Genomic DNA, 23,895 nt, shown 5'->3' on the forward strand with positions numbered 1-23,895 from the left:
GTGCAATGCGTTCAAGTCCTCGCGCTGATACTGCGGCGTTTTGGGCGCGCCTTCCAGACCACATTCATCCTAGGTCGACCGTCCGAGGGCGAACGGCTCAGCCCCCCCACCGACGGCCGATATTCGGGTCGTCCGACTGCGCGAGCCGCTTCATCCTTCTGGTCTAGCTGTCCTGGTGCCTCGATACCTGAAGGGTTCAGAGCGACTGGTGCTTCAGTACCTGAAAGGCGCAGATCAACCGGTGCGGCAGCGACATTACGGGTAAACCCTATTGGGGATAGCCGAGGCTCGCTTCCCGCGCTTCGCTACCCCATAATGCTTTTAAACAAACGTTTGAATTCAACCTTATGCAAGAAATCAGAACCCCCAACACTCGCGAATCCATCCTGGACACGGCCGAAGCGCTTTTTGCGCAACAAGGCCATGACGGGACATCGATGCGGCAGATCACCGGCGCGGCCGGCGTCAATCTGGCCTCGGTGAACTATCACTTCGGCTCCAAGGAGTCACTGGTGCAGGCGGTGCTCAAACGGCGCCTGGAGGTCCTGAACCGCGAACGCCTGCGCCTGTTGGATGAACTGGAGTCGCAATCCGGCGGCAAGCCCTTGAAGCCGTCGCTCATCGTGGACGCTTTCTTCGGCACGCTACTGCGCCTGGCGGCCGATCCGGCCCAGGCGGGCAGCACCTTCCTGCCGCTGCTCGAACGCACCATGACCGACCCGTCCGACTTCATCCGCGCGCTGTTCGCCGAGGAATACGCCGACGTGCTGGAGCGCTACCGCAATGCCCTGTTCGCGGCGCTGCCCGACGTGCCCAAGGCCGAAATCGTGTGGCGTTTCCAGTTCATGCTTGGCGCCACGTCGTACGCCATCATCGGCACGGACCTGCTGCGGTCCGTCACGGGATGGACGCTGGACGAAGCCGAACAACCCGACAACCCCGACCTGCTGCTGCCCCGGCTGATGAGCTTCCTGCTGGGCGGCCTGCGCGCGCCGCTGCCCCCCCTGGCCGGCACATAGCGCGCCCTGCGGACCGGCAGCCAGAACAAAACCCATACGGAGACAAAGAAATGAACGCAGTCCTCATCGCGCTGGTCGTCATCGCGCTCCTTGCTGCCGTCGTGCTGGGCGTGCGCCCCATCCGGCGGGCGCTGCTGTCCGCGCCGATTTTCAACCTGTACCGGAAAGTGCTGCCGCAGATGTCGGACACCGAGCGCGACGCGCTGGAGGCCGGCACAGTGTGGTGGGAGGGGGAACTGTTCCGCGGCCGACCCGACTGGAGCCGCCTGCTGGCCTATCCGCGTCCGCGCCTGACCGACGAAGAGCAGCACTTCCTGGACAACCAGGCAGAGCAAGCCTGCCGCATGGTCAACGACTGGAGCGTCACGCAAGAACGCTACGACCTGCCCGCCGATGTCTGGACCTACCTGAAGTCCCAGGGTTTCCTGGGCATGATCATCCCCAAGGAATATGGCGGCCTGGCCTTCTCGGCCTATGCGCATTCCGAGATCGTCACCAAACTGTCCACGCGCTCATCCGCGCTGGCCGTGTCGGTCATGGTGCCCAATTCCCTCGGCCCTGCCGAGCTGCTGCTGCACTACGGCACCGACGAACAGAAGAACCACTACCTGCCCCGCCTGGCGCGCGGCGAAGAAGTGCCCGCCTTCGCGCTGACCAGCCCCTGGGCCGGATCGGACGCCGCAGCCATCCCCGACAGCGCCATCGTCTGCAAAGGCGAGTGGCAGGGGCGTGAAGTCATCGGCATGCGGGTGACCTGGGACAAGCGCTACATCACGTTGGCGCCTGTCTGCACCTTGCTGGGCCTGGCGTTCCGCCTGTATGACCCCGATGGCCTGCTTGGCGGCAAGAAAGATCTGGGCATCACCTGCGCGCTGGTGCCGCACGACCACCCCGGCGTGGACACGGGCCGCCGCCACTTCCCGCTGAATGCAATGTTCATGAACGGGCCCACCCGCGGCACCGATGTCTTCATGCCGCTGGACTTCATCATCGGCGGTCCGGCCATGGCGGGCCAGGGCTGGCGCATGCTGATGGAATGCCTGGCCGCAGGCCGTTCCATTTCACTGCCCTCCTCCAACACCGGCATGTCCAAGCTGACCGCCCGCGCCGTGGGCGGATATGCCCGCGTGCGCAGCCAGTTCCGCATGCCGGTCGGCAAGTTCGAAGGCGTCGAAGAAGCGCTGGCGCGCATCGGCGGCCATACGTACATGATGGACGCGGCACGCAGCATGACCGCGGGCGCCGTGGACTTGGGCGAGAAGCCGTCCGTCGTCTCGGCGATCGTGAAGTACCACGTGACCGAACGCGCGCGCCAGGTCGTCAACGACGGCATGGACGTGATTGGCGGCAAGGGCATCTGCCTGGGTCCGAACAACTTCCTGGGCCGGGCGTATCAGCAGATCCCTATCGGCATCACCGTCGAAGGCGCCAACATCCTGACGCGCAGCCTGATCATCTTCGGCCAGGGCGCGATCCGCTGCCACCCCTATGTGCTGGCCGAAATGCAGGCCGCCCAATCACCGGACAAGACGCAAGGCCTGACCGATTTCGACCGCGCCTTCTGGGGCCACGTCGGCTTTGTCGCCCGCAACAAGCTGCGCGCCCTGGGCACCGCGCTGACCGGAGCCCGCTACGTCAGCGTGAACGCCGATGTCGCGCCGGACATGTTGCGGTACTACCAACTGCTTAGCCGGTATTCCGCCGCCTTCGCCTTGCTGGCCGACACCTCGATGCTGGTGCTGGGCGGCAGCCTGAAGCGCCGCGAACGCCTGTCTGCGCGGCTGGGGGACGTGCTGTCGCAGATGTACCTGATCAGCGCGACGCTCAAGCGCTTCGAAGACGAAGGCCGCCAGGCCGCCGACGCGCCGCTTGCGCACTGGTCGATCCAGGACGCGCTGTTCAAGCTGCAGGAGGCGTTCGACGGCGTGCTCGCCAACTACCCCAACCGCTTCGTGGCCTGGAGCCTGGCGCGCATCATCTTCCCCTGGGGCCGCACGCAGTCTTTGCCCTCCGACCAGCTTGGCCAGGAGGTGGCGCGCCTGCTGATCAACCCCGGCGCCACGCGTGACCGGCTGACGGCGGGCTGCCATCTGCCCGCCTCGGCCGATGAGCCGGTGGGCGCCGTCGAACAGGCGCTGGCCGCCACGCTGGAGGCCGAGCCCATTGAAGCCAAGATCCGCGAACTGGAAAAACGCGGCGCGCTGGAAGGCAACCCGCAGGCCAACGTGCGCGACATCGCGGATGCCGCGTTTGCTGCAGGCGGCATCACCGCCGAAGAATATGCGGTGGTGAAACGCCGCAACAGCTTGCGCGATACCGTCGTGAAAGTGGATGATTTCCCCTTTGACCTTGGCGCGTCGGGTGCAACCAGGCCCGCCGCCGAGCTCAAGGTCGCCTAAGGGAGGGAACGGATGGCATTCAAACCGGTTTACGTCGTCGACGGCGCCCGTACGCCCTTCCTGAAAGCGCGCACCGGGCCCGGCCCCTTCTCCGCCAGCGACCTGGCCGTGCAGGCGGGCCGCGGCCTGCTGCTGCGCCAGCCCTTCACGCCCACGGACTTCGACGAAGTCATCGTGGGTTGCGCCGCCCCTTCCCCCGATGAGGTGAACATCGGCCGCGTCATCGCGCTGCGCCTGGGCTGCGGCAACAAGGTGCCAGGCTGGACGGTGATGCGCAATTGCGCATCGGGCATGCAGGCACTGGATTCGGGCATCGCCAACATTCAGTCCGGCCGCTCGGAACTGGTGCTGGCGGGCGGCACGGATGCCCTCTCGCGCGCGCCGGTGTTGTTCTCGGACGACATGGTGCGCTGGTTGGCCGGCTGGTATGCGGCCCGTGGCGTGGGCGCCAAACTGGCCGCCTTGCGCCGCTTCCGGCTGAAGAACCTGGCTCCGGTCATCGGCTTGCTGAAAGGCCTGACGGACCCCGTGGTGGGCCTGTCGATGGGCCAGACCGCCGAAAACGTCGCTACCCGCTTCGGCATCGACCGCGCGGCCATGGACGCCTATTCAGCCGGCAGCCACCAGCGCGCGCTGGCGGCCCGCGCCGCAGGCGCCATGACCGAGATCACGCCGCTCATCGATACCCAGGGCAAGCTGTATCCCGATGACGACGGCGTGCGCGAGGACTCGACGCCGGAAAAGCTTGCCAAGCTCAAGCCTGTGTTCGACAAGCCCTGGGGCAACATCACCGCCGGCAACAGCTCTCAAGTGACTGACGGCGCCGCGATGCTGGTGCTGGCATCCGAAGCGGCCGTCGCCAAATGGAACCTGCGCCCGCTCGGCCGCATCGTCGACAGCCAGTGGGCAGGGCTGGATCCGGCGCAAATGGGACTGGGGCCCGTGCATGCGGCCACCCCCATCCTGCAGCGCCACGGCCTGGGCTTGAATGACCTGGACTTGTGGGAGATCAACGAGGCGTTCGCCGCCCAGGTGCTAGGCTGCCTGGCCGCATGGCGCGACGACGCCTATTGCCAAGAACACTTCGGTACGCCAGCATGGGGCGCGCTTGACCCTGCCAAGCTCAACGTGGACGGCGGCGCCATCGCGATCGGCCATCCCGTGGGCGCGTCTGGCGCCCGCATCGTCCTGCACCTGCTTGACGCCCTGAAGCGCCGCGGCGCCAGGCGCGGCATGGCGGCCATCTGCATCGGCGGCGGCCAAGGCGGCGCGATGCTGGTTGAAACCCTGGACGAGGACCGCCCATGACGACGTTGGACTCGCTTTCCCACTGGCGCCTGGAGCGCGAGGCCGACGGCGTCGCGTGGCTGACGTTCGACCGCGCGGGCAGCGCCGTCAACGCCTTGTCGGCCGACACCATGGCCGAACTCGCCCTGGTGCTGGACGCGCTGGACGCCGCGCCGCCCAAGGGCCTGATCATCCAATCCGGCAAGGCCACGGGTTTCATCGTGGGCGCCGACGTCAATGAATTCGCCAGCCTGGACACGCCCGAACAAGGCCGCGCGCTGGTGGCCCGCGGCTGGAACCTGTTCAAGCGCCTGGCCGCCGTGCGCTATCCCACGCTGGCGCTGATCCAGGGCCACTGCCTGGGCGGCGGGCTGGAACTGGCGCTGGCCTGCCGGTACCGGCTCGTGGCCGATCAACCCGGCACGTCGCTGGCGCTACCCGAAGTCATGCTGGGCATCTTTCCCGGCTGGGGCGGCATGCTGCGCCTGCCGCAAGTGATCGGCGCGCCGGCTGCGCTGGACATGATGCTGACCGGCCGTGGCGCCGACGCCCGCCGCGCCGCCGCGCTGGGCCTGGCCGATGCCCGCGTGCCGCCCCGGCTGCTGCGGGCGGCCGCCCGCCAGACCGTGCTGTCGAACAAGCCGCCGCGCCGTGCGCGCGGCCTGGGCGCCTGGGCGAACCGCTGGCCGTTGAAATCCATCGTGGCCAATCGGGCCCGCAAGCAGATCGCCGCCAAGGATCCCCTGGGCCACTACCCCGCCGCGCCCGCCATCGTGACGCTGTGGGAAAAGCACGGCGGCAACGCCCTGCAGGCGCCCGACCTGATCGACGGCATCATCGCGTCGGACACCGCCCGCAACCTGCTGCGCGTGTTCCGCTTGCAGGAACGCCTGAAGGCCAATGGCAAACAGACCGGCGTCGCGCCCGCGCGCCACGTCCATGTCGTGGGCGCCGGCGTCATGGGCGGCGACATCGCGGCCTGGTGCGCGTTCAAGGGCATGACGGTCACGTTGCAAGACCAAGACATGTCCCGCATCGCGCCCGCCATCCAACGCGCCGCCACGCTGTATGCCCGGCGCCTGAAAGACCCGCGCCTGGCGCGCGCGGCGTTCGACCGGTTGATCCCTGACCCGGCGGGCAACGGCGTGCCGCTGGCCGACATCGTCATCGAGGCCATCAGCGAACAGCCGGAGGCAAAGCGTTCGCTGTACCGGTCGCTGGAGCCCCGCATCAAGCCCGGCGCACTGCTGGCCACCAACACCTCCAGCCTGTCGCTCGAAACCCTGCGCGCCGGCTTGGCGCGCCCCGAACGGCTGATCGGCATCCACTTCTTCAACCCGGTGGCCAAGATGCCGCTCGTCGAAGTGGTGCATGCCGAGGGCGACACTGGCGATGCGCTCGCGCGCGCCTGCGCCTTCGTCGGCCAGATCGACAAGCTGGCGTTGCCCGTCAAGAGCGCGCCCGGATTCCTGGTCAATGCCGTGCTGGCGCCGTACATGCTGCAGGCCATGCGCAGCGTGGACGACGGCGTCGCGCCCGAAACGGTGGACGCCGCCATGGTGGCGTTCGGCATGCCGATGGGGCCGCTGGAGCTGGCCGACACGGTGGGCCTGGACATTGCGCGCGCGGCGGGCGAAGAACTGGCCGGTGGCGCCGAGCCCCCGCGCTGCCTGGCCGAACGGCTGGCGCGCGGCGACCTGGGCAAGAAAAGCGGCAAGGGCTTCTACACCTGGCGCGACGGCAAGCCGGTCAAGCCAGGCGGCGCCGCGCCCGCCGCCGCCCCCGCCGGCCTGGCGCAGCGCCTGATCCAACCGCTGATCGACGCCACGCGGCAGCGCGTGGAAGCGGGCGTCGTGGCTGATGCCGACCTGGCCGACGCCGGTGTGATTTTCGGAACGGGGTTCGCGCCATTCACCGGCGGACCCTTGCATTACCAACGCAGCAACCCCAAGCACAGCAGTGAAACGGCTCACGCCGATTAGACCGGCCCGACAAGCAGACCGGCAGTGCAATAGAGACATACATCCAACTCGAGGAGGCAGTACCATGCGCAGACGTTCATTGTCCCTGAGCACCTTGTCGGCCATTGTGGTCGGTCTTGGCGCATCCGCAACGTCCTACGCCGCCGGCTTTCAGCTCTTGGAGCAGAACGCCAGCGGGCTGGGCAACGCGTACGCGGGCTCGGCGGCAAATCCGGAAAACGCCAGCATCATCTACTACAACCCGGCAGGGATGACGTATCTGCCGGGCATCAACTTCTCGGGCGGGGTCAACCTGATCAAGCCCTCGTTCAAGTTCTCGGACAACGGCAACAGCCGCAACCCCAGCGTGCCCGGCATTCCTGGCTCCGGCCTGAACGGGTCAGTGCCCACCGGCGGCAATGGTGGTGACGCCGGCAACCTGGGCGTCGTCCCCAACCTGTACGCCTCCTGGCAGTTGAACGAGCAGTGGTATATCGGCCTGGGCGTCGGCGCCCCGTTCGGCCTGATGACCGAATACGACGACGGCTGGGTCGGCCAGTACCACTCCAACAAGTTCGAGATCAAGACCATCAACGTGAACCCGTCGATCGCCTACAAGGTCAACGACAAGTTCTCGATGGGCTTCGGCGTGAACTGGCAGCACATCGACGCCAACTACAAGAAGAAGACGGTCGTGCCGATCGCCGGCCTGCCACTGGCCACCAACGGCGACGCGGACCTGAACCTGAAGGGCGACGCCTGGGGCTGGAACGTGGGCTTCATGCTGCAACCCACGGAAGACACGCGCATCGGCCTGTCGTACCGCTCGAAGATCAAGCACACCGCCAAGGGCGACACCGACATCACCAGTATCGGCCCCACCAAGGCCTCGGTCTCGTTCGACGCCAAGGCCTCGGTGGACCTGCCCGACTCGCTGATCCTCAGCGCCACGCACCAGCTGAACGAACGTTGGGAGCTGCTGGGCGACGTGTCATGGACGGGCTGGAGCAGCATCCCCGACCTGAAGATCCGCAACTCGGGCGCCGGCGCGCGCGACGACGATCTGCCGCTGAACTTCCGCGACACGTGGCGCGTCGCCGTGGGCGCGAACTACAAGTTCGCCCCCGACTGGAAGTGGAAGTTCGGCCTGGCCTATGACCAGTCGCCGGTCCACAAGGAAGCCGACCGCCCGACCTCGCTGCCCGACAACGACCGGTACTGGTTCTCGACGGGCGTGCAATGGCAAGCCACCAAGAGCACGACGCTGGACCTGGGCTACACCTATCTTTACCTGCGCAAGACGGACATCGACACGACGTCCGGCAATCAGCTGACCAAGGGCCGCGTGGCGGGTACCTATGACAGCAGCGGCCATATCGTCGGCCTGCAGTTGTCGTCCCGCTTCTAGCCTTGCACGGGCGGGCGGCCCCGCGCCGCCCGCCCGCCTTTCCAGGAGAATCCCTTGAGCAAGTTCGTCGTCAAACACGTCGCCGTCCTGGGTGCCGGCGTCATGGGCGCGCAGATCGCCGCCCACCTGGCCAATGCGGGCGTGCCCGTCACGCTGTTCGATCTGGCCGCGGCCGAAGGCGACCGCAACGGCATCGTCAAGAAGGCGCTGGCCGGCCTGAAAAAACTGGAACCCGCGCCGCTGGCCGGCGCGGCCCGCATCGCCCTGATCACCCCCGCGAACTACGACGACCACCTGGACGCGCTGCGCGGCTGCGACCTGGTCATCGAGGCCATCGCCGAACGCATGGACTGGAAGACGGCGCTATACGAGCGCATCGCCCCGCATGTGTCGCCCGACGCCATCATCGCCTCGAATACGTCCGGCCTGTCGATCGACGCGCTGGCCAATGCCTTGCCCGCGAGCCTGCGTGACCGCTTCTGCGGCATCCATTTCTTCAATCCGCCACGCTACATGCGGCTGGTGGAGATCATCGCCACGTCGCACACCCAGCCTGCCGTGCTGGACCAATTGGAAACCTGGCTGACGTCCACGCTGGGCAAGGGCGTGGTCCGCGCGCTGGACACGCCCAACTTCGTGGCCAACCGCATCGGCGTGTTCTCGATCCTGGCGGCCATGCACCACACCGCGCGCCTGGGGCTGGGTTTCGACGAAGTCGACGCGCTGACCGGTCCGAAAATCGGCCGTCCCAAGAGCGCCACGTACCGCACCGCGGACGTCGTCGGCCTGGACACGCTGGCCCACGTGGTCGGCACGATGGAAAAGAACCTGCCCGACGACCCCTGGCACCGCTACTTTGCGCTGCCCGCCTGGTTGTCCGCATTGATCCAGAAAGGGGCATTGGGCCAGAAGACCGGCGCCGGCGTCTACCGCAAGCAAGGCAAGGACATTCTGGTGCTGGACCTGAAGGCGCAAGACTACCGGCCCAGCGCCGGCAAGCTGGCCGACGAGGTCGCCGCGCTGCTGAAAGAACGCGACCCCGCCCGTCGCTTTGCCGCCTTGCGCGCAAGCGAGCACCCGCAGGCCCAGTTCCTGTGGAGCCTGTTTCGCGACATCTTCCACTACAGCGCCGTGCAGCTCGAGCACGTGGCCGACAATGCACGCGACCTCGACCTGGCCATGCGCTGGGGCTTCGGCTGGGCGCAAGGCCCGTTTGAAACCTGGCAGGCCGCCGGCTGGCAGGCGATCGCCGCCGCGGTTGCCGAAGACATCGCCGCCGGCCGCGCCATGAGCGACGCCCCCCTGCCCGCCTGGGCGCTGGAGCCGGGCCGCCAAGGCGTGCACACGCCGGAAGGCTCGTATTCCGCGCGCACCGGCCGCCTGCATCCGCGTTCGGCGCTCCCGGTGTACCGCCGTCAATTGTTCCCGGAACGCGTATTCGGCGAAGGGGCCGACGACCGCGGCGTCACCGTGTGGGAGAACGAGGGCGTGCGCCTGTGGAACCTGCCCGACGTCGACGCCGGCATCGCCATCCTGTCGGTCACGTCCAAGAACCACACGCTGGGCGGCGAGGTGCTGGAAGGCGTGTTGCAAGCAGTCGCCCGCGCCGAGCGCGAGTTCGACGGCCTGGTGATCTGGCATGAGCCCCCCTTCGCAGTCGGCGCCAACCTGCAACAGGTGGTCGAAGCCTGCGCGGCCGGCCAATTCGACATGCTGGAAGCCATGGTGGAGAAATTCCAGCGCGCCTCCCAGTCTTTCAAGTACGCGCAGATCCCCACCGTCGCTGCCGTACAGGGCATGGCGCTGGGCGGCGGCTGCGAATTCCTGATGCACGCCTCGCACCGCGTGCTGGCATTGGAAAGCTATATCGGCCTGGTGGAAGCGGGCGTCGGCCTGATTCCGGCGGGCGGCGGCAGCAAGGAGTTCGCCGGCCGCGCAGCGGCACTGGCGGCCAAGACCGCCACCCCGGGCGAGGTCTTCCCCTACCTGCAACCCATCTTCCAGACCATCGCCACGGCGCAAGTGGCCAAGAGCGGGCTGGAAGCCATCGATACGGGCTTTGCCCGCGAGCACGACATCGTACTGTTCCATCCCGGCGAGCTGCTGTTCGTGGCCATCGGCCAGGCGCGCGCCGCGGCCCAGGCCGGCTACACGCCGCCGCCCCGCCTGGCGAACATCCCGGTGGCGGGCCGCAACGGCATCGCCAACTTCGAGATGGTGCTGGTCAACATGCGCGAAGGCGGCATGATCAGCGCGCATGACTATCGCGTGGCGCGCAGCGCTGCCGTGGCCCTGTGCGGCGGCGAGGTCGAAACCGGCACGAAGGTGGACGAGGAATGGCTGCTGGCGGTGGAGCGCCGGGAATTCGTGGCGCTCTTGCGCACGCCTGAAACCCAGGCCCGCATCCGCCACACCCTGGAAACCGGCAAGCCGCTACGGAATTAGTCCCCCCCGCAGCGCCTGCGGCGCCTTCCCCCAGGGGCGCCGGCTGCGGACCGGCGAAGCCGGATCCGCGCGGCCCCACTGGAGCTGCATCGTTATGCGCAGGGGGGGATTTATAGGTTTCGCTGTTTATTGTCTCGCTGTAGAGATATGAGGAATGAACATGAGCAAGCAGATTCAGGACGCTTACATCGTCGCCGCCACGCGCTTGCCGGTAGGCAAGCGCAACGGCGCCTATATCACCACCCGCCCTGACGACATGCTGGCCGCCGCGCTGAACGGCGCGCTGGCCCAGGTGCCCGGGCTGGATACGGCGCGCATCGAAGACGTGATCGCGGGCTGCGCCATGCCGGAAGCCGAGCAAGGCATGAACGTGGCGCGCATCGGGCTGCTGCTGGCCGGCCTGCCCCAAAGCGTGGCCGGGGTCACCGTCAACCGCTTCTGCGCGTCGGGCCTGCAAGCGGTGGCGGATGCCGCCGCCCGCATCCGCACGGGCGAAGCCGACATCATGATCGGCGCCGGCACCGAATCCATGAGCGCCATGCCGCAGATCATGGGCAACAAGGTATCGATGAACCCGGCCATCTTCGCCCACGAAGAGAACATCGGCATGGCCTTCGGCATGGGCCTGACCGGCGAAAAGGTCGCTGAGCGCTGGAAGGTCTCGCGCGAGGATCAGGACGCCTTTGCGCTAGCCTCGCATCAGAAAGCTTGCGCCGCCATCGCGGCCGGCCACTTCCGCGCGGAAACCACGCCGTTTGAAGTGGTGTCGCATCTGCCGGACGGCGCCAGCGGCGCCGTCCGGCAGATGCGCCGTCTGGTCGAAGTCGACGAAGGTCCGCGCCCGGACAGCAGCGCAGAAGCGCTGGCCCGGCTGCGTCCCGTGTTCGCGGCGCGCGGCAGCGTCACCGCCGGCAACAGCTCGCAGATGTCCGACGGCGCCGCCGCCGTGGTCCTCGTGTCCGACCGCATCCTGCGCGAATTCAACTTGAGCCCGCTGGCGCGCTTTGTCAGCTTCTCGGTGGCCGGCGTGCCGCCTGAAGTCATGGGCATCGGCCCCATCGCCGCCATCCCCAAGGTGCTGGAACGCGCGGGCATCACGCAGGACGCCCTGGACTGGATCGAACTGAACGAGGCCTTCGCCGCGCAGTCGCTGGCCGTGATCCGGGAACTGAAGCTGGATCCCGCCAAGGTCAATCCGCTGGGCGGCGCCATTGCACTGGGCCATCCGCTGGGCGCGACCGGCGCGATCCGCACGGCTACGATCACGCACGGCCTGCGCCGCACGGGCGGCAAGTACGGACTGGTCACCATGTGCATCGGCACCGGCATGGGTGCGGCTGGGCTGTTCGAGTCAATGTGATCAAGCCCTATTGGTTCAAGAGCCTGTCGCCGCAATGGCGCGCGCGCCTGATGCGGGTGGGGTTCAACCTGCACCCGGCGTTTCGCGCCACCGGCGGCCGCGTGCTGCATGTGTCGCCGGACTTCCAGCACATCCGCATCAAGCTGCCCTTGCTGCGGCGCACGCGCAATATCGTCGGGTCGATGTACGGCGGCTCGCTGTTCGCGGTAACGGACGGCGCGCACCCCACGATGCTCATGTCCGCGCTGGGCGCGGACCACATCGTGTGGGACAAGGCGGCGTCGATCCGCTACCGCAAGCCCGCCTACACGACCCTGTATGTGGACTTCCGGCTGCCGCCCGGAGAGATTGCCGAAATCCGCCGCATCCTCGCGCGGGACCATGAGACGACCCGCACGTACACGGTGGAGTTGAAGGACAAGGACGGCGTGGTCTATGCCGTCGTGGAACGCACGATCTATATCGCCGACAAGAAGTTCTACAAGCGAAAGAACACAGGAGGAGACCCATGCATCCCATCTCTGGAGGGCGATCCGCCGCCCTGAGCATCATCGTTGCCGCCACGCTGGCGGGTGCGCCCGCCTTCGCTGCGGACATGGATGTCGCAGGCGTGCGCGTGCCGGAGCATCTGTCCGAAGGCGGCCGCGCGCTGGTGCTCAACGGCGCCGGCGTGCGCACCAAGTTCGTCGTGAAGGTCTACGTAGCCGCGCTGTACGCCACCGCCAAGAGCAGCGATGCCGCGGCCTTGGTCAACAGTGCTGAGCCCCGCCGCATGCGCCTGCAGTTGCTGCGCGACGTGGACAGCAAAAGCCTCGACGACGCGTTGCAGGAGGGATTGCGCGACAATACGCCGAAGCAGGAGCTTGCCGCGCTGAAAGCGTCGGCAGACCGTTTGTCCCGTCTGATGGCCGAAATCGGCACCGCCAAGACGGGCGACGTGGTCGATCTGGATTTCGACGCCCGGGGTGTCACGGTCACTGGCAACGGCAAGCAACTGGGCCGTGTCGACAGTCCCGAGTTCGCGCGCGCCTTGCTGCGCGTCTGGCTGGGCGACAACCCCGCGCAGGCCTCCCTGAAGAAAGCCCTCTTGGGCAACTAGGCACAACGATGGAACGAATCTGGCACAAGAGCTATCCCTCCGGCGTTCCCGCGGAGATCGAGATGGACGGCGTGACGACGCTGGTCTCAGTCGTGCAGGAGAGTTGCCGCCGCTTCGCGGACAAGACCGCGTACATCAGCATGGGCAAGTCGATCCGCTACGCCGAGCTGGACGCGCTGACGCGCGACTTCGCCGCCTGGCTGCACGCCAACGGGCTGGGAAAGGGCGACCGCGTGGCGCTGATGATGCCCAACCTGCTGCAGTATCCAGTCTGCCTGTTCGGCGCGCTGCGCGCCGGCTGCATCGTCGTCAACTGCAACCCGCTCTATACCGCGCACGAGCTTGAACACCAGTTGGCCGATTCGGGCGCGCGCGCCATCGTCGTGGCGGACAACTTCGCGGCCACCCTGCAGAAGGCGTTGCCCCAGACCGCGATCGAGCGCGTGCTGGTGACGTCTATCGGCGGGATGCTCGGACCCATCAAGGGCCGGCTGGTGGACTTCGTGGTCCGCCGCGTCAAGCGCATGGTCCCCGCCTGGTCGCTGCCCGGCGCCGTCCGGCTGGACGACGCCTTGCGCGCCGGCCGCGACACGCCGTTCACCGAGGTGCCGCTGGACCAGCGCGACCTGGCCTGCCTGCAGTACACCGGCGGCACGACGGGCGTGGCCAAGGCCGCGATGCTGACGCACGGCAACCTGGTGGCCAACCTGAGCCAGGCCCATGCCTGGATCAAGCCGCTGGTGAAAGAAGGCGAAGAGTGCGTCGTGACGGCCCTGCCGCTCTATCACATCTTCGCGTTGACGGCGAACTGCTTGACCTTCATGAAGATCGGCGCCAGCAACCTGCTGATCATCAATCCGCGCGACATCCCCGGCTTGATCAAAGAGATGGGCAAGGTGCCGTTTTCCGCCTTCACCGGAGTCAACACGCTGTTTAACGCGTTGCTCAACCATCCCGATTTCGCCAAGCTGGATTTCTCGCGCCTGCGCCTGACGATGGGCGGCGGCATGGCGGTGCAACGCGCGGTGGCCGACCGCTGGCGCGCCGTCACGGGCAAGTCGCTGGCGCAGGCCTACGGCTTGACCGAGACCTCGCCCGCCGTCACCGTCAACCCGCTGGACGTCAAGGTATTCACGGGGTCGATCGGCTTGCCGGTGCCATCCACCGAGATCTCCATCCGCAACGACGAAGGCCAGGAGCAAGGCATCGGCGAAAGCGGCGAGATCTGCGTGCGCGGCCCCCAGGTCACGCAAGGCTATTGGAACCGGCCCGACGAAACGGCGCTGGTGATGTACCCGGACGGCTTCCTGCGCACCGGCGACATCGGCTACGTCGATGAAAACGGCTACGTCTTCCTCATCGACCGCAAGAAAGACATGATCCTGGTGTCCGGCTTCAACGTCTATCCCAACGAAGTCGAAGACGCGGCCGCGCTGCATCCCGGCGTGCGCGAAGTGGCGGCGGTCGGCGTGCCGGACGAACGCTCGGGCGAAGCGGTGAAGCTGTACGTGATCCGCAAGGACCCTGGGTTGGACGCGGAAACGCTGATCGCCCATTGCCGCACGCAACTGACCGGTTACAAGGTGCCGCGCTACGTCGAATTCCGCGATGACCTGCCGCGCACCAACGTGGGCAAGATCCTGCGGCGGGAGCTGAAGCCGGAGGCGCAGAATGCGACGCCTCGACCCCAAACCCGGTCCGCGGTAAAGGCCTGAACACCGCCCCCTACCACTGCCCAAAAAACACCCCCGCGCGCTTATGCGCGTTGGTGGCGTTTTCCACGGCCTCGTCGCTGATCGTGGTGCGGCGCTTGCCGCGCAGCATCCAGTCCAGCAAGCGTGCACGCAACTCCGCGCGCACGCCTGCGTGTGCGCCGCTGGTGCCCAGATCCTGGAATTCGTCAGGGTCGGCATGCAGATCGAAGAGCTGCTCGGGCTCGTCCAGCCAATGCACGTAGCGCCAGCGGTCGGTCCGCACCGACCAGGCGCGCGCGTTCAGCGGCGTCTTGCCGCGCAGCACGCGCGCCTGCCGGAAGCTGTAGTCCAGTTCGGAATACACGCAATCCCGCCAAGGCGTGGCGGCATCCCGGCCATGCAATAGCGTCTGCAGCTCCCGGCCTTCGAGCCGATGCCCCGGTCCCGGCGTACCCAGCGCTCGCAGCACGGTCGGCACCACGTCCACGCTCTCGACCATGTCCGCCAAGGCGCGGCCGCGCGTAGCGTCGGCCGCGGCCGACGGGTCCATCACAATGAAGGGAACCCGTTGCACGGTGTCGTAGAACAGTTCTTTTTCGCCCAGCCAATGGTCACCCAGGAAGTCGCCGTGATCCGCCGTGAACACGATCAGCGTGTTCTTCATCAGACCGGCGCCTTCCATGTAGTCGAAAAGGCGGCCCAGATGGTCGTCCAGTTGCCGGATCAGGCCCTGATAGGCGGGCCGCACCACACGCACGCATTCATCCGTGGAAAAGCTGACGCTTTCTTCCTGCTGGCGGTAGGCCGCCACGACGGGATGCGCGTCCACCAGTTCTTCGCGGTTGCGCCGCACGGGCAGGCATTGGTCGGCGGTATAGCGCTTGTGGTAGGGCGCGGGCGCCATGTAGGGCCAGTGCGGCTTGACGTAGCTCAGGTGCAATACCCAGGGCTGGCCGCCGCGCTGCTTCATGAAGTCCAGCGCCTGGTCCGTCATGTAGGCGGTCTCGGAATGCGGCTCGGCGACTCGCGAGGCCAGATGCACGTTGCGCATGTTCCATCCGCTGACGACGTTGCCGCCAGCGTCCACGCCTGCGATCACGTAATCGGTCCAGGGGTCCGCGCTGTCATAGCCGTTGCGGCGCAGGAATGCGGGGTAGCCGCTTTCCTTTCCGGGGGTGTGGTGGCCGTCATAACGGTCCAGCTCGGTGAAGCCGCCGCGGCTCAGCAACACGCCCAGCTCGGAGGCACCGTCGATCGCCAGCCGCTCCATGCCGGCTTTATCGGGGATGATGTGGGTCTTGCCCGCCAACGCCAGCTCACGCCCCTGCCCGGCCAGGTACTCGCCCAGCGTGATCTCATTGACCGACAGCGGCACGCGGTTCCAGGTCGCGCCATGGCGTGAAGGATAGCGCCCCGTGTAGTAGCTCATGCGCGAGGGGCCGCAGACGCCCGAATTCACGAAGGCCCGGTCAAAGCGCACGCCGCGCGCCGCCAACGCATCCAGGCTGGGTGTCTGCAGGTAGGGATGCCCATAGCAGCCAAGGTGGTCGGCCCGCAACTGATCGGCCATGATGAACAGGACATTCTGCACGGTGCTCATTGCGGATCCTGTCATTGCGTGGCCGTGAAGCCGGACGCGCGCACCACGGGCTCCCACTGCTTGCGGTAGGCGGCCAGTGCATCGGCGGTGCCCGCGGCATCCAGCGAGACGGGCTCCAGGAATACGCTGCGCACGGCTTCCTGCATGGCCGGCTCGCGCAGGATGGCGGCGATGTCCGCGCCCAGCCGGTCGACCTTGGCCCGCGGCATGGCGGCGGGCGCGAAGAAGGCGTTCCAGCCGTCGGCCGCCAGGTTCACGCCGCTTTCCCTGAAGGTCGGCACCTCTTTGAGATCCGCGTCGCGCGTGTCCCCGGACGTGGCCAGGATGCGTATCTTGCCGGCGCGGTGCTGCGGCAGCAGCGTGTCCAGCGTGTCGATGCCTTGCGGCAGAATGCCGCCGATCAGTTCCGAGATCAGCGGCGCCGAGCCCCGGTAGCCAACCACTTCCGGCTCCTGTTTGATCTCGCGGCCCAGCATCAACGCGAAGAAATGCGGCAAGCTGCCCGTGGCCGGCACGCCCACCGTGAATTGCTTGGGGTTATCGCGCAGCCATTGGCGCAATGCCGCCACGTCCTTGATGGGTGAACTGGCCGGCACCGCCAGCGCGAATTTGTAGCGGCTGGCCAACGACACGGGCGTGAAGTCCTGCTGGGCGTCATAGCCCGGTTGGGCATAGACCAGGGGCGCCACCACCATCACGGCCGGGTTGGCCAGCATCAGCACGTTCTGGCTGGCGGGCGCCGCGTGCAATCCTTGCGCGGCGATGCGGCCGCCGGCGCCGGTCTTGTTCTCAACCACCACCGACACGCCAGCCCGGTCTTTCAGCCGGTCAGCCACCAGCCGCGCGATGCGGTCCGAACTGCCGCCCGGCGGATAGCCGACCACGATGGTCAGCGGGCCGTCCAGCGGCGCTTGCTGCGCACAGGCCAGCGGACTCAGCCCGATCAACACCGTCGCCACCAGGGCGCCCGTCATCCATTTCCGCATTGTCTTCTCCTGGAGACAGTGGCCCGCTGTCGGTTATGGTTATCCATGCTTGGCCGATACCCGAATGAGTGAATGGACTGTAGCAACGCGGCCGTTGGTTGATCTAATCCAGGACTTTCCATAACGATATGCACGCCATGCCATCCATGCTCCCATCCGAACCGCCTCATCTGGCGGACATGCTGATGTACCGGCTGTACCAGGCCTGGTCGCAATCCAATCCGGTTTTCGTGCGGCTGTGCGAAGGGCGTTTCGGCATCACACGCCGGGAATGGCGGATCCTGGCCTGCGCCGTCGAGGGCGGCATCATGAACTCGGCCGAACTGGCTGCTGCCGCCAAGCTGGATCTGCCCCGCACGTCGCGCACGCTCGGGACGCTGTGCGAAAAGGGCTGGCTGCGGCGGCTTCACGACAGCGCCGACCGCCGGGTCGTGCGCGTGGAAGCCACCGCCGAAGGCATCGCCCGCTACCGGGGGCTGCTGCCCGAGGTCGCCCGGCTGAACGACCTGCTGGTGCAGGACCTGAGTCACGATGAAATCGCGCTGCTGCGCGACTTGCTGGCCCGTATCGAACAACGCGGACGCCGCATGGCCGAAGACAACATCGTTTCGGAAAAAGCCAGCCGCCGCGAAGGTGGCACGCGCCGGGCGCGGTACGCCTGACACGCTGTTTGGCACGCGGGCGCCCACATCCCCTGGCACCGGGCCCCGATGCGGCGCAGCGACGACCGGCTGCGGGAAGGGAAAACCTGTACGTACTAGCTGTACGTACAGGTGTACACTGTCGGTTTTCAACCGTGACAGACGCGTCAACGAACGTCTGCAACCCAACAGAACCATCCTGGAGACTGAAGCCAGTGTCGACCGCAACTTCCCGTTCGCCTTTTTTTGGCACCATGCAAAAGATCCCTGGCGGATTGATGCTTGTGCCGCTGATCCTGGGTTCCCTGATCGGCACCTTCGCCCCTGATGCGCTGGCCATCGGCGGCTTCACCACCGCCCTCTTCAAGAACAGCGCCCTGCCGCTGATCGCTCTGCTGATCTTCGCGACCGGCACGCAGGTCAACACCCGCACCGGCGGCCCCATCCTGGCCACCGCAGGCACCATCCTGCTGATGAAGACGCTGGTGCCCGCCACCCTCATCATCATCCTGGGCAGCTATGTCGGCCTGGACGGCGTGCTGGGCGTGTCCATCCTGGCCATGCTGGCCGCCTTCGACAACAGCAACGGCGGCCTGTGGCTGGCCTACACCGGCCAGTACGGCGATGCCCGCGACCGCGGCGCCTACGTCGCCAGCGCAGTCAACGACGGCCCCTTCTTCAGCCTGCTGTTCCTGGGCGCGTCCGGCCTGGCCGACATTCCGATGATCGCCCTGGTGGCGGCGCTGGTGCCCTTCCTGCTGGGCGTGGTGGTCGGCAACCTGGACCCCAAATGGCGCGACGTGCTCAAGCCCGTGCCGAACATCGTCATCCCGTTCTTCGCTTTCGCGCTGGGCACCGGCATCAACCTGGGCGCAGTCGTCAGCGGCGGCATGAGCGGCCTGATCCTGGGCCTGATCATCAGCCCCATCACCGGCGGTCTGGTCTACCTGGGCTATCGTATGATCCTGCGCCGCGGCGGCAAGAGCGGCCTGGGCTTCGCTGCCGGCACGACGGCCGGCAACGCCATCGCCACGCCCGCCGTGGTGGCGGCAGCCGACCCCAACTTCCAGCAATACGTCGCGACCGCCACCGCGCAGGTCGCCGCGTGCGTGCTGATCAGCTCGATCCTGGCGCCGATCCTGGCCTCGTACTTCCTCAAACGAGCCGGTGAACTCAAATCCGAGGATGCGGAAACTACTAGCGGCACGCCCACGTTGGGCGAGGCGCGCGGAGAGGCTCTTTGAATCCCACGATCGCCATCGTCGCCGATGATCTGACCGGTTCCGGCGATACCGCGGTGCAGTTCGTCCGCGCCGGCTGGAGCACTCACCTGTCCATCGGCGGCGCCGACGAGGCGCTGTCCGGCCCGGCCACGGCCGGCGTGGAAGTGCTGGCCGTCACGACGAACAGCCGCGCCCTGCCCGCCGCCGACGCCGCACGCGTCATTGAGCAGAACGTGCGGCAGTTGCGTGCCGCCGGCGTATCGCGCCTGTACAAGAAGGTGGACTCCACCTTGCGCGGCGCATTCAAGGCCGAGATCGACGCGGCGCGCGACGCCTGGGGCCCGGACACGGTGGCGGTGATCTGCCCCGCCTTTCCTGCCACGGGCCGCACCGTCGAACAGGGCATCCTGTATGTGAACGGCAAGCCGGTCACCGAGACCTCGGCCGCGACCGACCCGGTCACGCCGGTGACCGAAAGCCATATCCCCACGCTGCTGGGTTGCGCCCACGTCGCGGCGCAAGCGGGCGATACGCCCGACACGCTGGCCGCGCGCATCCGGCAGGCCGGCAACACGGTCGTGGTCGACGCCGCCACCGATGCCGACCTGGAACGCCTGGCCCGCGCCATCGGCCTGCTCGGCGAACAGGCCCTGCCCGTGGGCGCGGGCGGCCTGGCCGTGCCGCTGGCCCGTGTCTGGGCAGGCGCCGACCAGACGGCGCCTGTCGTCGTCGTCGTGACGTCGCAGCACAGCGCGGCGCGCGCGCAAGCCGCCGCGCTGCAGGCCGCGGGCGCCGACACGTGGACGCCGTCGCTGGCGCAATTGGCGGACGACGCGGCCTGGCGCGCCTGGAGCCAGCCGCTGCTGCAACACCATGCGCAGGCGCCGGCCGAGGCCGGCACCGTGCTGCTGCTGGCGCCCGAAGGGCAGCTCGACGGACTGGATTCCGAAATGGTCGCCGAGCGCCTGGGCAGCCTGGCGGCGCAATTGATCACCACCTCGCGCGCGGCAGGCGTGGTCGCCACCGGCGGGGACGGCGCGCGCAGCGTGCTGGTGGCGCTGGCCGCCCGCGGCATCGCGCTGGTGGACGAAGTGATGGGCGGCGTGCCTCTGGGCACGCTGACCGGGGGCACGGCCGCTGGCCTGCCCGTGGTGACCAAGGCCGGCGGCTTTGGCACCGAAGACGTATTGGTTCGCGCGGTGAGCGCGATCCGCGACAGGAGATTCAAGCGATGACACAACCCCAACCCAACAAGCTGCCGCTGCTGGCCGTCACCCTGGGCGACGTGGCGGGCATTGGCCCGGAAATCACGGCCAAGATGCTGATGGGCCATGACGAACTGCGCCAGAAGGCACGCCTGCTGGTGGTCGGCGACGTGGACGTCATGGCAAACGCCGTTCGCAACCTGGGCGGCGACCCCGCCATCGTGCGCAAGCTTGACCGCGCGGCCGACTGCAGCAACGCCCCCGGCACGATCGAAGTGCTGCAAGCCGGCCCGTCGCTGGCCCACGTCAAGCTGGGTGAAATCAGCGCCGACGCCGGCGACGGATCGGTGCGCTTCGTCACGACGGCCTGCGCCCTGGCGCGCGCCGGAGAAGTCGATGGCATCGTCACCGCGCCCTTGAACAAGGCCGCCATGCACGCCGCCGGCCACAAGTGGCCCGGCCACACCGAACTGCTGGCGCACGAGTTCGGCGTCAAGACGTTCTCGCTGGTGCTATCGGCCGGCGACCTGTACATCTTCCACGCCACCACCCACGTGTCGCTGCGCCAGGCCATTGAAGACCTGACCCCGACGCGCATGCGCGCCGTCTTGCGCCTGGCCGGATCGTTCGCCAAGGCGTTGGGCCGCGGCGACCAGCCGGTGGCCGTGTCGGGCCTGAACCCGCACGCTGGTGAAAACGGGATCTTCGGCAGCGAAGACGCCGACATCCTGGCCCCGGCCGTCGCCGAAGCCAACGCGGCCGGCATCCTGGCCGCCGGCCCGATCCCGGCCGACGCCCTGTTCCCGCAAGCCGTGCGCGGCAAATGGCAGTTCGTGATCGCCTGTTACCACGACCAGGGCCACGCGCCCTTCAAGGCGGTCTATGGCGACGACGGCGTGAACATCACGGTGGGCCTGCCCGTCGTGCGCGTGTCCGTCGACCATGGCACCGCGTTCGACATCGCCGGCAAGGGCATCGCCCGCGAAGACAGTTTGATCCTGGCCGCCGAGCGCGCCGCGCATCTGGCCCCGGGCTGGACGCATGTGTGGGAAACTGCGCGGGCACAAACCGGAGGTTGATTCCCATGGCGCCCGCCACGCACGACGCATTGCCCGTTCTTGATCGCAGTGGAGACATCCCGCTGCACGCCCAGGTGGCAACCCTGCTGCGGGGCTACATCCGGACGAACAAGCTCGCGGCCGGCGCCGTGCTGCCCAGCGAAGCCGCGCTATGCGACAGGTTCGGCGTCGCGCGCAGCGTGGTGCGCCAGGCACTGGCCGCCCTGGCCACCGAAGGATTGATCCAGCGCGAAACCGGGCGTCCCGCGACCGTAGCGGCGCCGCAGGAACACCGCCGGCTGGTGCAGCGCTCTACCGGCCTGTACGAACAGTTCGCCCAATCGGGCGTTGCCTTGCAGACCCGCGTGCTGGCCTTCGCGCGCGCCGAACCACCCGATGACGTGGCGGCTTTTTTCGGCACGGCCCAGTTGCTGATGCTGGAACGCCTGCGCCACGTGGCAGACGCCCCGCTGGCATATGTGCGCACCTGGTTGCCCGCCGACGCGGTGCCTGGCCTGCGCGCCGATGACCTGACCGACGCGTCGTTGCACGGCGTGCTGACGCGGCGCTTCGGCCTGCGCCCAGGCGCCGGCCGCAACCAGATCCGCGCCGTTGCCGCGGACGCCGCGCTGGCCGGCCTGCTGGATACGCAGGCGGGTACGCCCTTGCTGATGCTGCAAGGCCAGGGCATGGACCAGCACGGCCGGCCGCTGGAATGGTTCACGACCTGGCACCGCGCCGAGCAACTGGTGTTCGACGTGGATGTCAGCGTGGGCCACGAAAGCGTGCACCCCCGGCTGCAGGATGCTCCCGCCCAAGCCGAAACTGGCCACGCCGCGCCCGCGGGCTCCCTGCCCGAGGGGCACGATCCGCTGGCCCGCGCGCAGGCGCTTGTCGCGCAGCTATCGGCCGAATTGGCCAGGCTGCGCGGCCAGTCCTGACTGGCCTCTGCCGACCTGCGCGGGACGTGCCGATCTGGCCCTGCCCGGCCCGACAGACCCTTTCAGGCGCTGGCAGCCTGCGCGGCCACCTGGCGGGCCAAGGCCTTGCGGTCCACCTTGCCCACCGCATTCTCCGGCAGCCGATCGATCCACACGACATCGCGCGGCACATAGATGCGTCCCAGGCGGGCCAGCACCTCGGCCTGGATCGCCGCCCCCTGCAACGCGTCATCCGCCACGCCGTCGCCGCCACGCTGCACGAAGATCACCGGCACCTCCCCCAGGTCCTCATCGGGCGCGCCGACCACGCAGCACGCTGCCACGCCTGGCAAGCCTGTAACCACGCCTTCGACCAACGCCGGTGAAATGTTCTCGCCGCCGCGGATGATCACATCCTTGATGCGGCCGGTGATGCTCAGATATCCCTGCGGGTCGAATCGGCCCAGGTCGCCGGTGCGCAACAGCAAAGGCGCGCCCCCGTCCGCGTCGCCTACCCCCAGGTAGCCCAGCATCAGGCTGTCGCCTTCGATGCAGATCTCGCCTTCGCCGCCGGGTGCGGCCTGCGAGCCGTCCGGCAGCCGCAACGTCACGCGTTGACCAGCCAGCACCGTACCGACGGAGCCCACGCGCCGTGCCGCGGGCGGGTTCATCGTGGACGTGCAGGTCGCCTCCGACAAGCCATAGGACACCACCAGCGGGCAACCCAGGAAGGCCTCGATACGCCGGTGCAACGCCTCCGTGATCGGGGCCGACCCGCAACGCGCGAAGCGCAAGCCCGCCAGGCTTTGCGGATCGAACGCCAATTCCAGCATGCGGGCGTACATGGTGGGCACGCCGGTGATGATGGTGGGCCGGAACGCGCGCAGCAATCCCGGCATGTCGTCCGCCCGGAAGCGGCCGGCCAGCGCCACGCTGGCGCCCGCCAGCAGCGGTGTGAAAATCTGATTGTTCAGGGCATTGGTGTGATGCAGCGGCATCACGTGCAGCAGGCGGTCATCGGGGGTCAACCCGGTGTGCGCCAATACGCCGCGCGCGTTGTTCGCCAGCCCCAGGTGGCTGAGCAGCACGCCTTTGGGATTGCCCGTGCTGCCGGAGGTGAACAGCAGCAGGCCGGGGTCCGCGGTAGCGACGTCGCTGCCCGACCAGTCCACCGGCCCCTGCGCGATCTGGCCGGCTGCCAGCAAGCGTGCCGGGGGCAGGCCGCAAGCCTCTGCCGTCGCGGCGTTGACCACGTCGTGCAGCATCCAGCCCAGCCCCACCGCCGACACGCGCCGCGCCGTTTCCTCGACCGACAGGCGCGGCTCCAGCGGGCAAGGGCAAGCCCCCGCCGCCATCACGCCCAGAATGGCCAGCACCTGCGCCAGCGAACGTTCCATAGCCACCGCCACAAAAGCGCCACGGGGCACGCCGGCAGCGCGCAGGCCACCGGCCACCTGCCCCACCCGGCGATGCAACGCCGAATAGGTCAACGTTTCGTCGGCCGTCAAGATAGCGGGCCGCGCCGACCATTCAGGCTGGCGCCACGCGCGTTCGCACGCCGCCACCAGCGTGGCCTCGGCAATCGTCATG

General features: G+C 67.9%; 18 protein-coding genes. 15 read left to right on the forward strand and 3 right to left on the reverse strand.

The features are described from left to right. The first annotated feature begins 347 nt into the window (after positions 1–347). From ACO6D5_RS13885 to ACO6D5_RS13930, 10 genes are all read left to right on the forward strand, one after another. Positions 348–1,019, forward strand: coding sequence for a TetR/AcrR family transcriptional regulator (locus ACO6D5_RS13885; RefSeq protein ID WP_255469041.1), 672 nt, complete (start codon positions 348–350; stop codon positions 1,017–1,019). A gap of 50 nt (positions 1,020–1,069) precedes the next feature. Continuing rightward, the gene (locus ACO6D5_RS13890; protein WP_485825704.1) at positions 1,070–3,418 is read left to right on the forward strand and encodes an acyl-CoA dehydrogenase; all 2,349 of its coding nucleotides are present in this window, start codon (positions 1,070–1,072) and stop codon (positions 3,416–3,418) included. Positions 3,419–3,430: 12 nt separating this feature from the next. After that, positions 3,431–4,726, forward strand: a complete 1,296-nt coding sequence (locus tag ACO6D5_RS13895) for an acetyl-CoA C-acetyltransferase (protein WP_315845291.1) — start codon at positions 3,431–3,433, stop codon at positions 4,724–4,726. Next, a complete protein-coding gene (locus ACO6D5_RS13900; protein WP_485825705.1) occupies positions 4,723–6,687 on the forward strand; it encodes a 3-hydroxyacyl-CoA dehydrogenase NAD-binding domain-containing protein in 1,965 nt (654 codons plus the stop codon). Before ACO6D5_RS13895 ends, ACO6D5_RS13900 begins: the two co-directional genes overlap by 4 nt. Positions 6,688–6,751: 64 nt before the next feature. Continuing rightward, positions 6,752–8,074, forward strand: coding sequence for an OmpP1/FadL family transporter (locus ACO6D5_RS13905; protein ID WP_485825706.1), 1,323 nt, complete (start codon positions 6,752–6,754; stop codon positions 8,072–8,074). Positions 8,075–8,128: 54 nt separating this feature from the next. Further along, a complete protein-coding gene (locus ACO6D5_RS13910; protein WP_485825707.1) occupies positions 8,129–10,519 on the forward strand; it encodes a 3-hydroxyacyl-CoA dehydrogenase/enoyl-CoA hydratase family protein in 2,391 nt (796 codons plus the stop codon). A 160-nt stretch (positions 10,520–10,679) separates the two neighbouring features. Beyond that, positions 10,680–11,879, forward strand: a complete 1,200-nt coding sequence (locus tag ACO6D5_RS13915; RefSeq protein WP_485825708.1) for an acetyl-CoA C-acyltransferase — start codon at positions 10,680–10,682, stop codon at positions 11,877–11,879. After that, the gene (locus tag ACO6D5_RS13920) at positions 11,879–12,424 is read left to right on the forward strand and encodes a DUF4442 domain-containing protein (protein ID WP_315528115.1); all 546 of its coding nucleotides are present in this window, start codon (positions 11,879–11,881) and stop codon (positions 12,422–12,424) included. Before ACO6D5_RS13915 ends, ACO6D5_RS13920 begins: the two co-directional genes overlap by 1 nt. Continuing rightward, positions 12,388–12,978 (forward strand): chalcone isomerase family protein, encoded by a 591-nt coding sequence (locus tag ACO6D5_RS13925; RefSeq protein WP_315527958.1) that lies wholly within the window; start codon positions 12,388–12,390, stop codon positions 12,976–12,978. Before ACO6D5_RS13920 ends, ACO6D5_RS13925 begins: the two co-directional genes overlap by 37 nt. A gap of 8 nt (positions 12,979–12,986) precedes the next feature. Next, positions 12,987–14,693, forward strand: coding sequence for an AMP-binding protein (locus tag ACO6D5_RS13930; RefSeq protein ID WP_485825709.1), 1,707 nt, complete (start codon positions 12,987–12,989; stop codon positions 14,691–14,693). A gap of 10 nt (positions 14,694–14,703) precedes the next feature. On the opposite strand, the gene ACO6D5_RS13935 is transcribed toward ACO6D5_RS13930, so the two are convergent. Both ACO6D5_RS13935 and ACO6D5_RS13940 read right to left on the reverse strand, forming a co-directional pair. After that, a complete protein-coding gene (locus ACO6D5_RS13935; protein ID WP_485825710.1) occupies positions 14,704–16,272 on the reverse strand; it encodes a sulfatase-like hydrolase/transferase in 1,569 nt (522 codons plus the stop codon). Positions 16,273–16,283: 11 nt separating this feature from the next. Next, a complete protein-coding gene (locus ACO6D5_RS13940; RefSeq protein WP_485825711.1) occupies positions 16,284–17,258 on the reverse strand; it encodes a Bug family tripartite tricarboxylate transporter substrate binding protein in 975 nt (324 codons plus the stop codon). 128 nt (positions 17,259–17,386) lie between these two features. On the opposite strand from ACO6D5_RS13940, the gene ACO6D5_RS13945 reads away from it, so the two are divergent. From ACO6D5_RS13945 to ACO6D5_RS13965, 5 genes are all read left to right on the forward strand, one after another. Next, positions 17,387–17,920 carry a MarR family winged helix-turn-helix transcriptional regulator gene (locus ACO6D5_RS13945; RefSeq protein WP_485825712.1) on the forward strand — a complete coding sequence of 178 codons (534 nt, stop codon included), beginning with the start codon at positions 17,387–17,389 and terminating at the stop codon, positions 17,918–17,920. Between the two features lie 194 nt (positions 17,921–18,114). Next, positions 18,115–19,143, forward strand: coding sequence for a 2-keto-3-deoxygluconate permease (locus ACO6D5_RS13950; protein ID WP_315527964.1), 1,029 nt, complete (start codon positions 18,115–18,117; stop codon positions 19,141–19,143). Next, positions 19,140–20,357: a D-threonate kinase gene (dtnK, locus tag ACO6D5_RS13955; RefSeq protein WP_315527966.1), complete on the forward strand. Its 1,218-nt coding sequence runs from the start codon at positions 19,140–19,142 to the stop codon at positions 20,355–20,357. The genes ACO6D5_RS13950 and dtnK overlap by 4 nt, the downstream gene beginning before the upstream one ends. Then, entirely contained in the window at positions 20,354–21,406 is a 1,053-nt protein-coding gene (gene pdxA, locus ACO6D5_RS13960) for a 4-hydroxythreonine-4-phosphate dehydrogenase PdxA (RefSeq protein ID WP_315527967.1), read from the forward strand. Before dtnK ends, pdxA begins: the two co-directional genes overlap by 4 nt. A 5-nt stretch (positions 21,407–21,411) precedes the next feature. Continuing rightward, positions 21,412–22,326 (forward strand): GntR family transcriptional regulator, encoded by a 915-nt coding sequence (locus ACO6D5_RS13965; RefSeq protein WP_485825713.1) that lies wholly within the window; start codon positions 21,412–21,414, stop codon positions 22,324–22,326. Between the two features lie 62 nt (positions 22,327–22,388). On the opposite strand, the gene ACO6D5_RS13970 is transcribed toward ACO6D5_RS13965, so the two are convergent. Continuing rightward, positions 22,389–23,894 carry a class I adenylate-forming enzyme family protein gene (locus ACO6D5_RS13970; protein ID WP_485825714.1) on the reverse strand — a complete coding sequence of 502 codons (1,506 nt, stop codon included), beginning with the start codon at positions 23,892–23,894 and terminating at the stop codon, positions 22,389–22,391. Position 23,895 lies beyond the last annotated feature (1 nt).

This window comes from Achromobacter sp. (genome assembly GCF_057314935.1).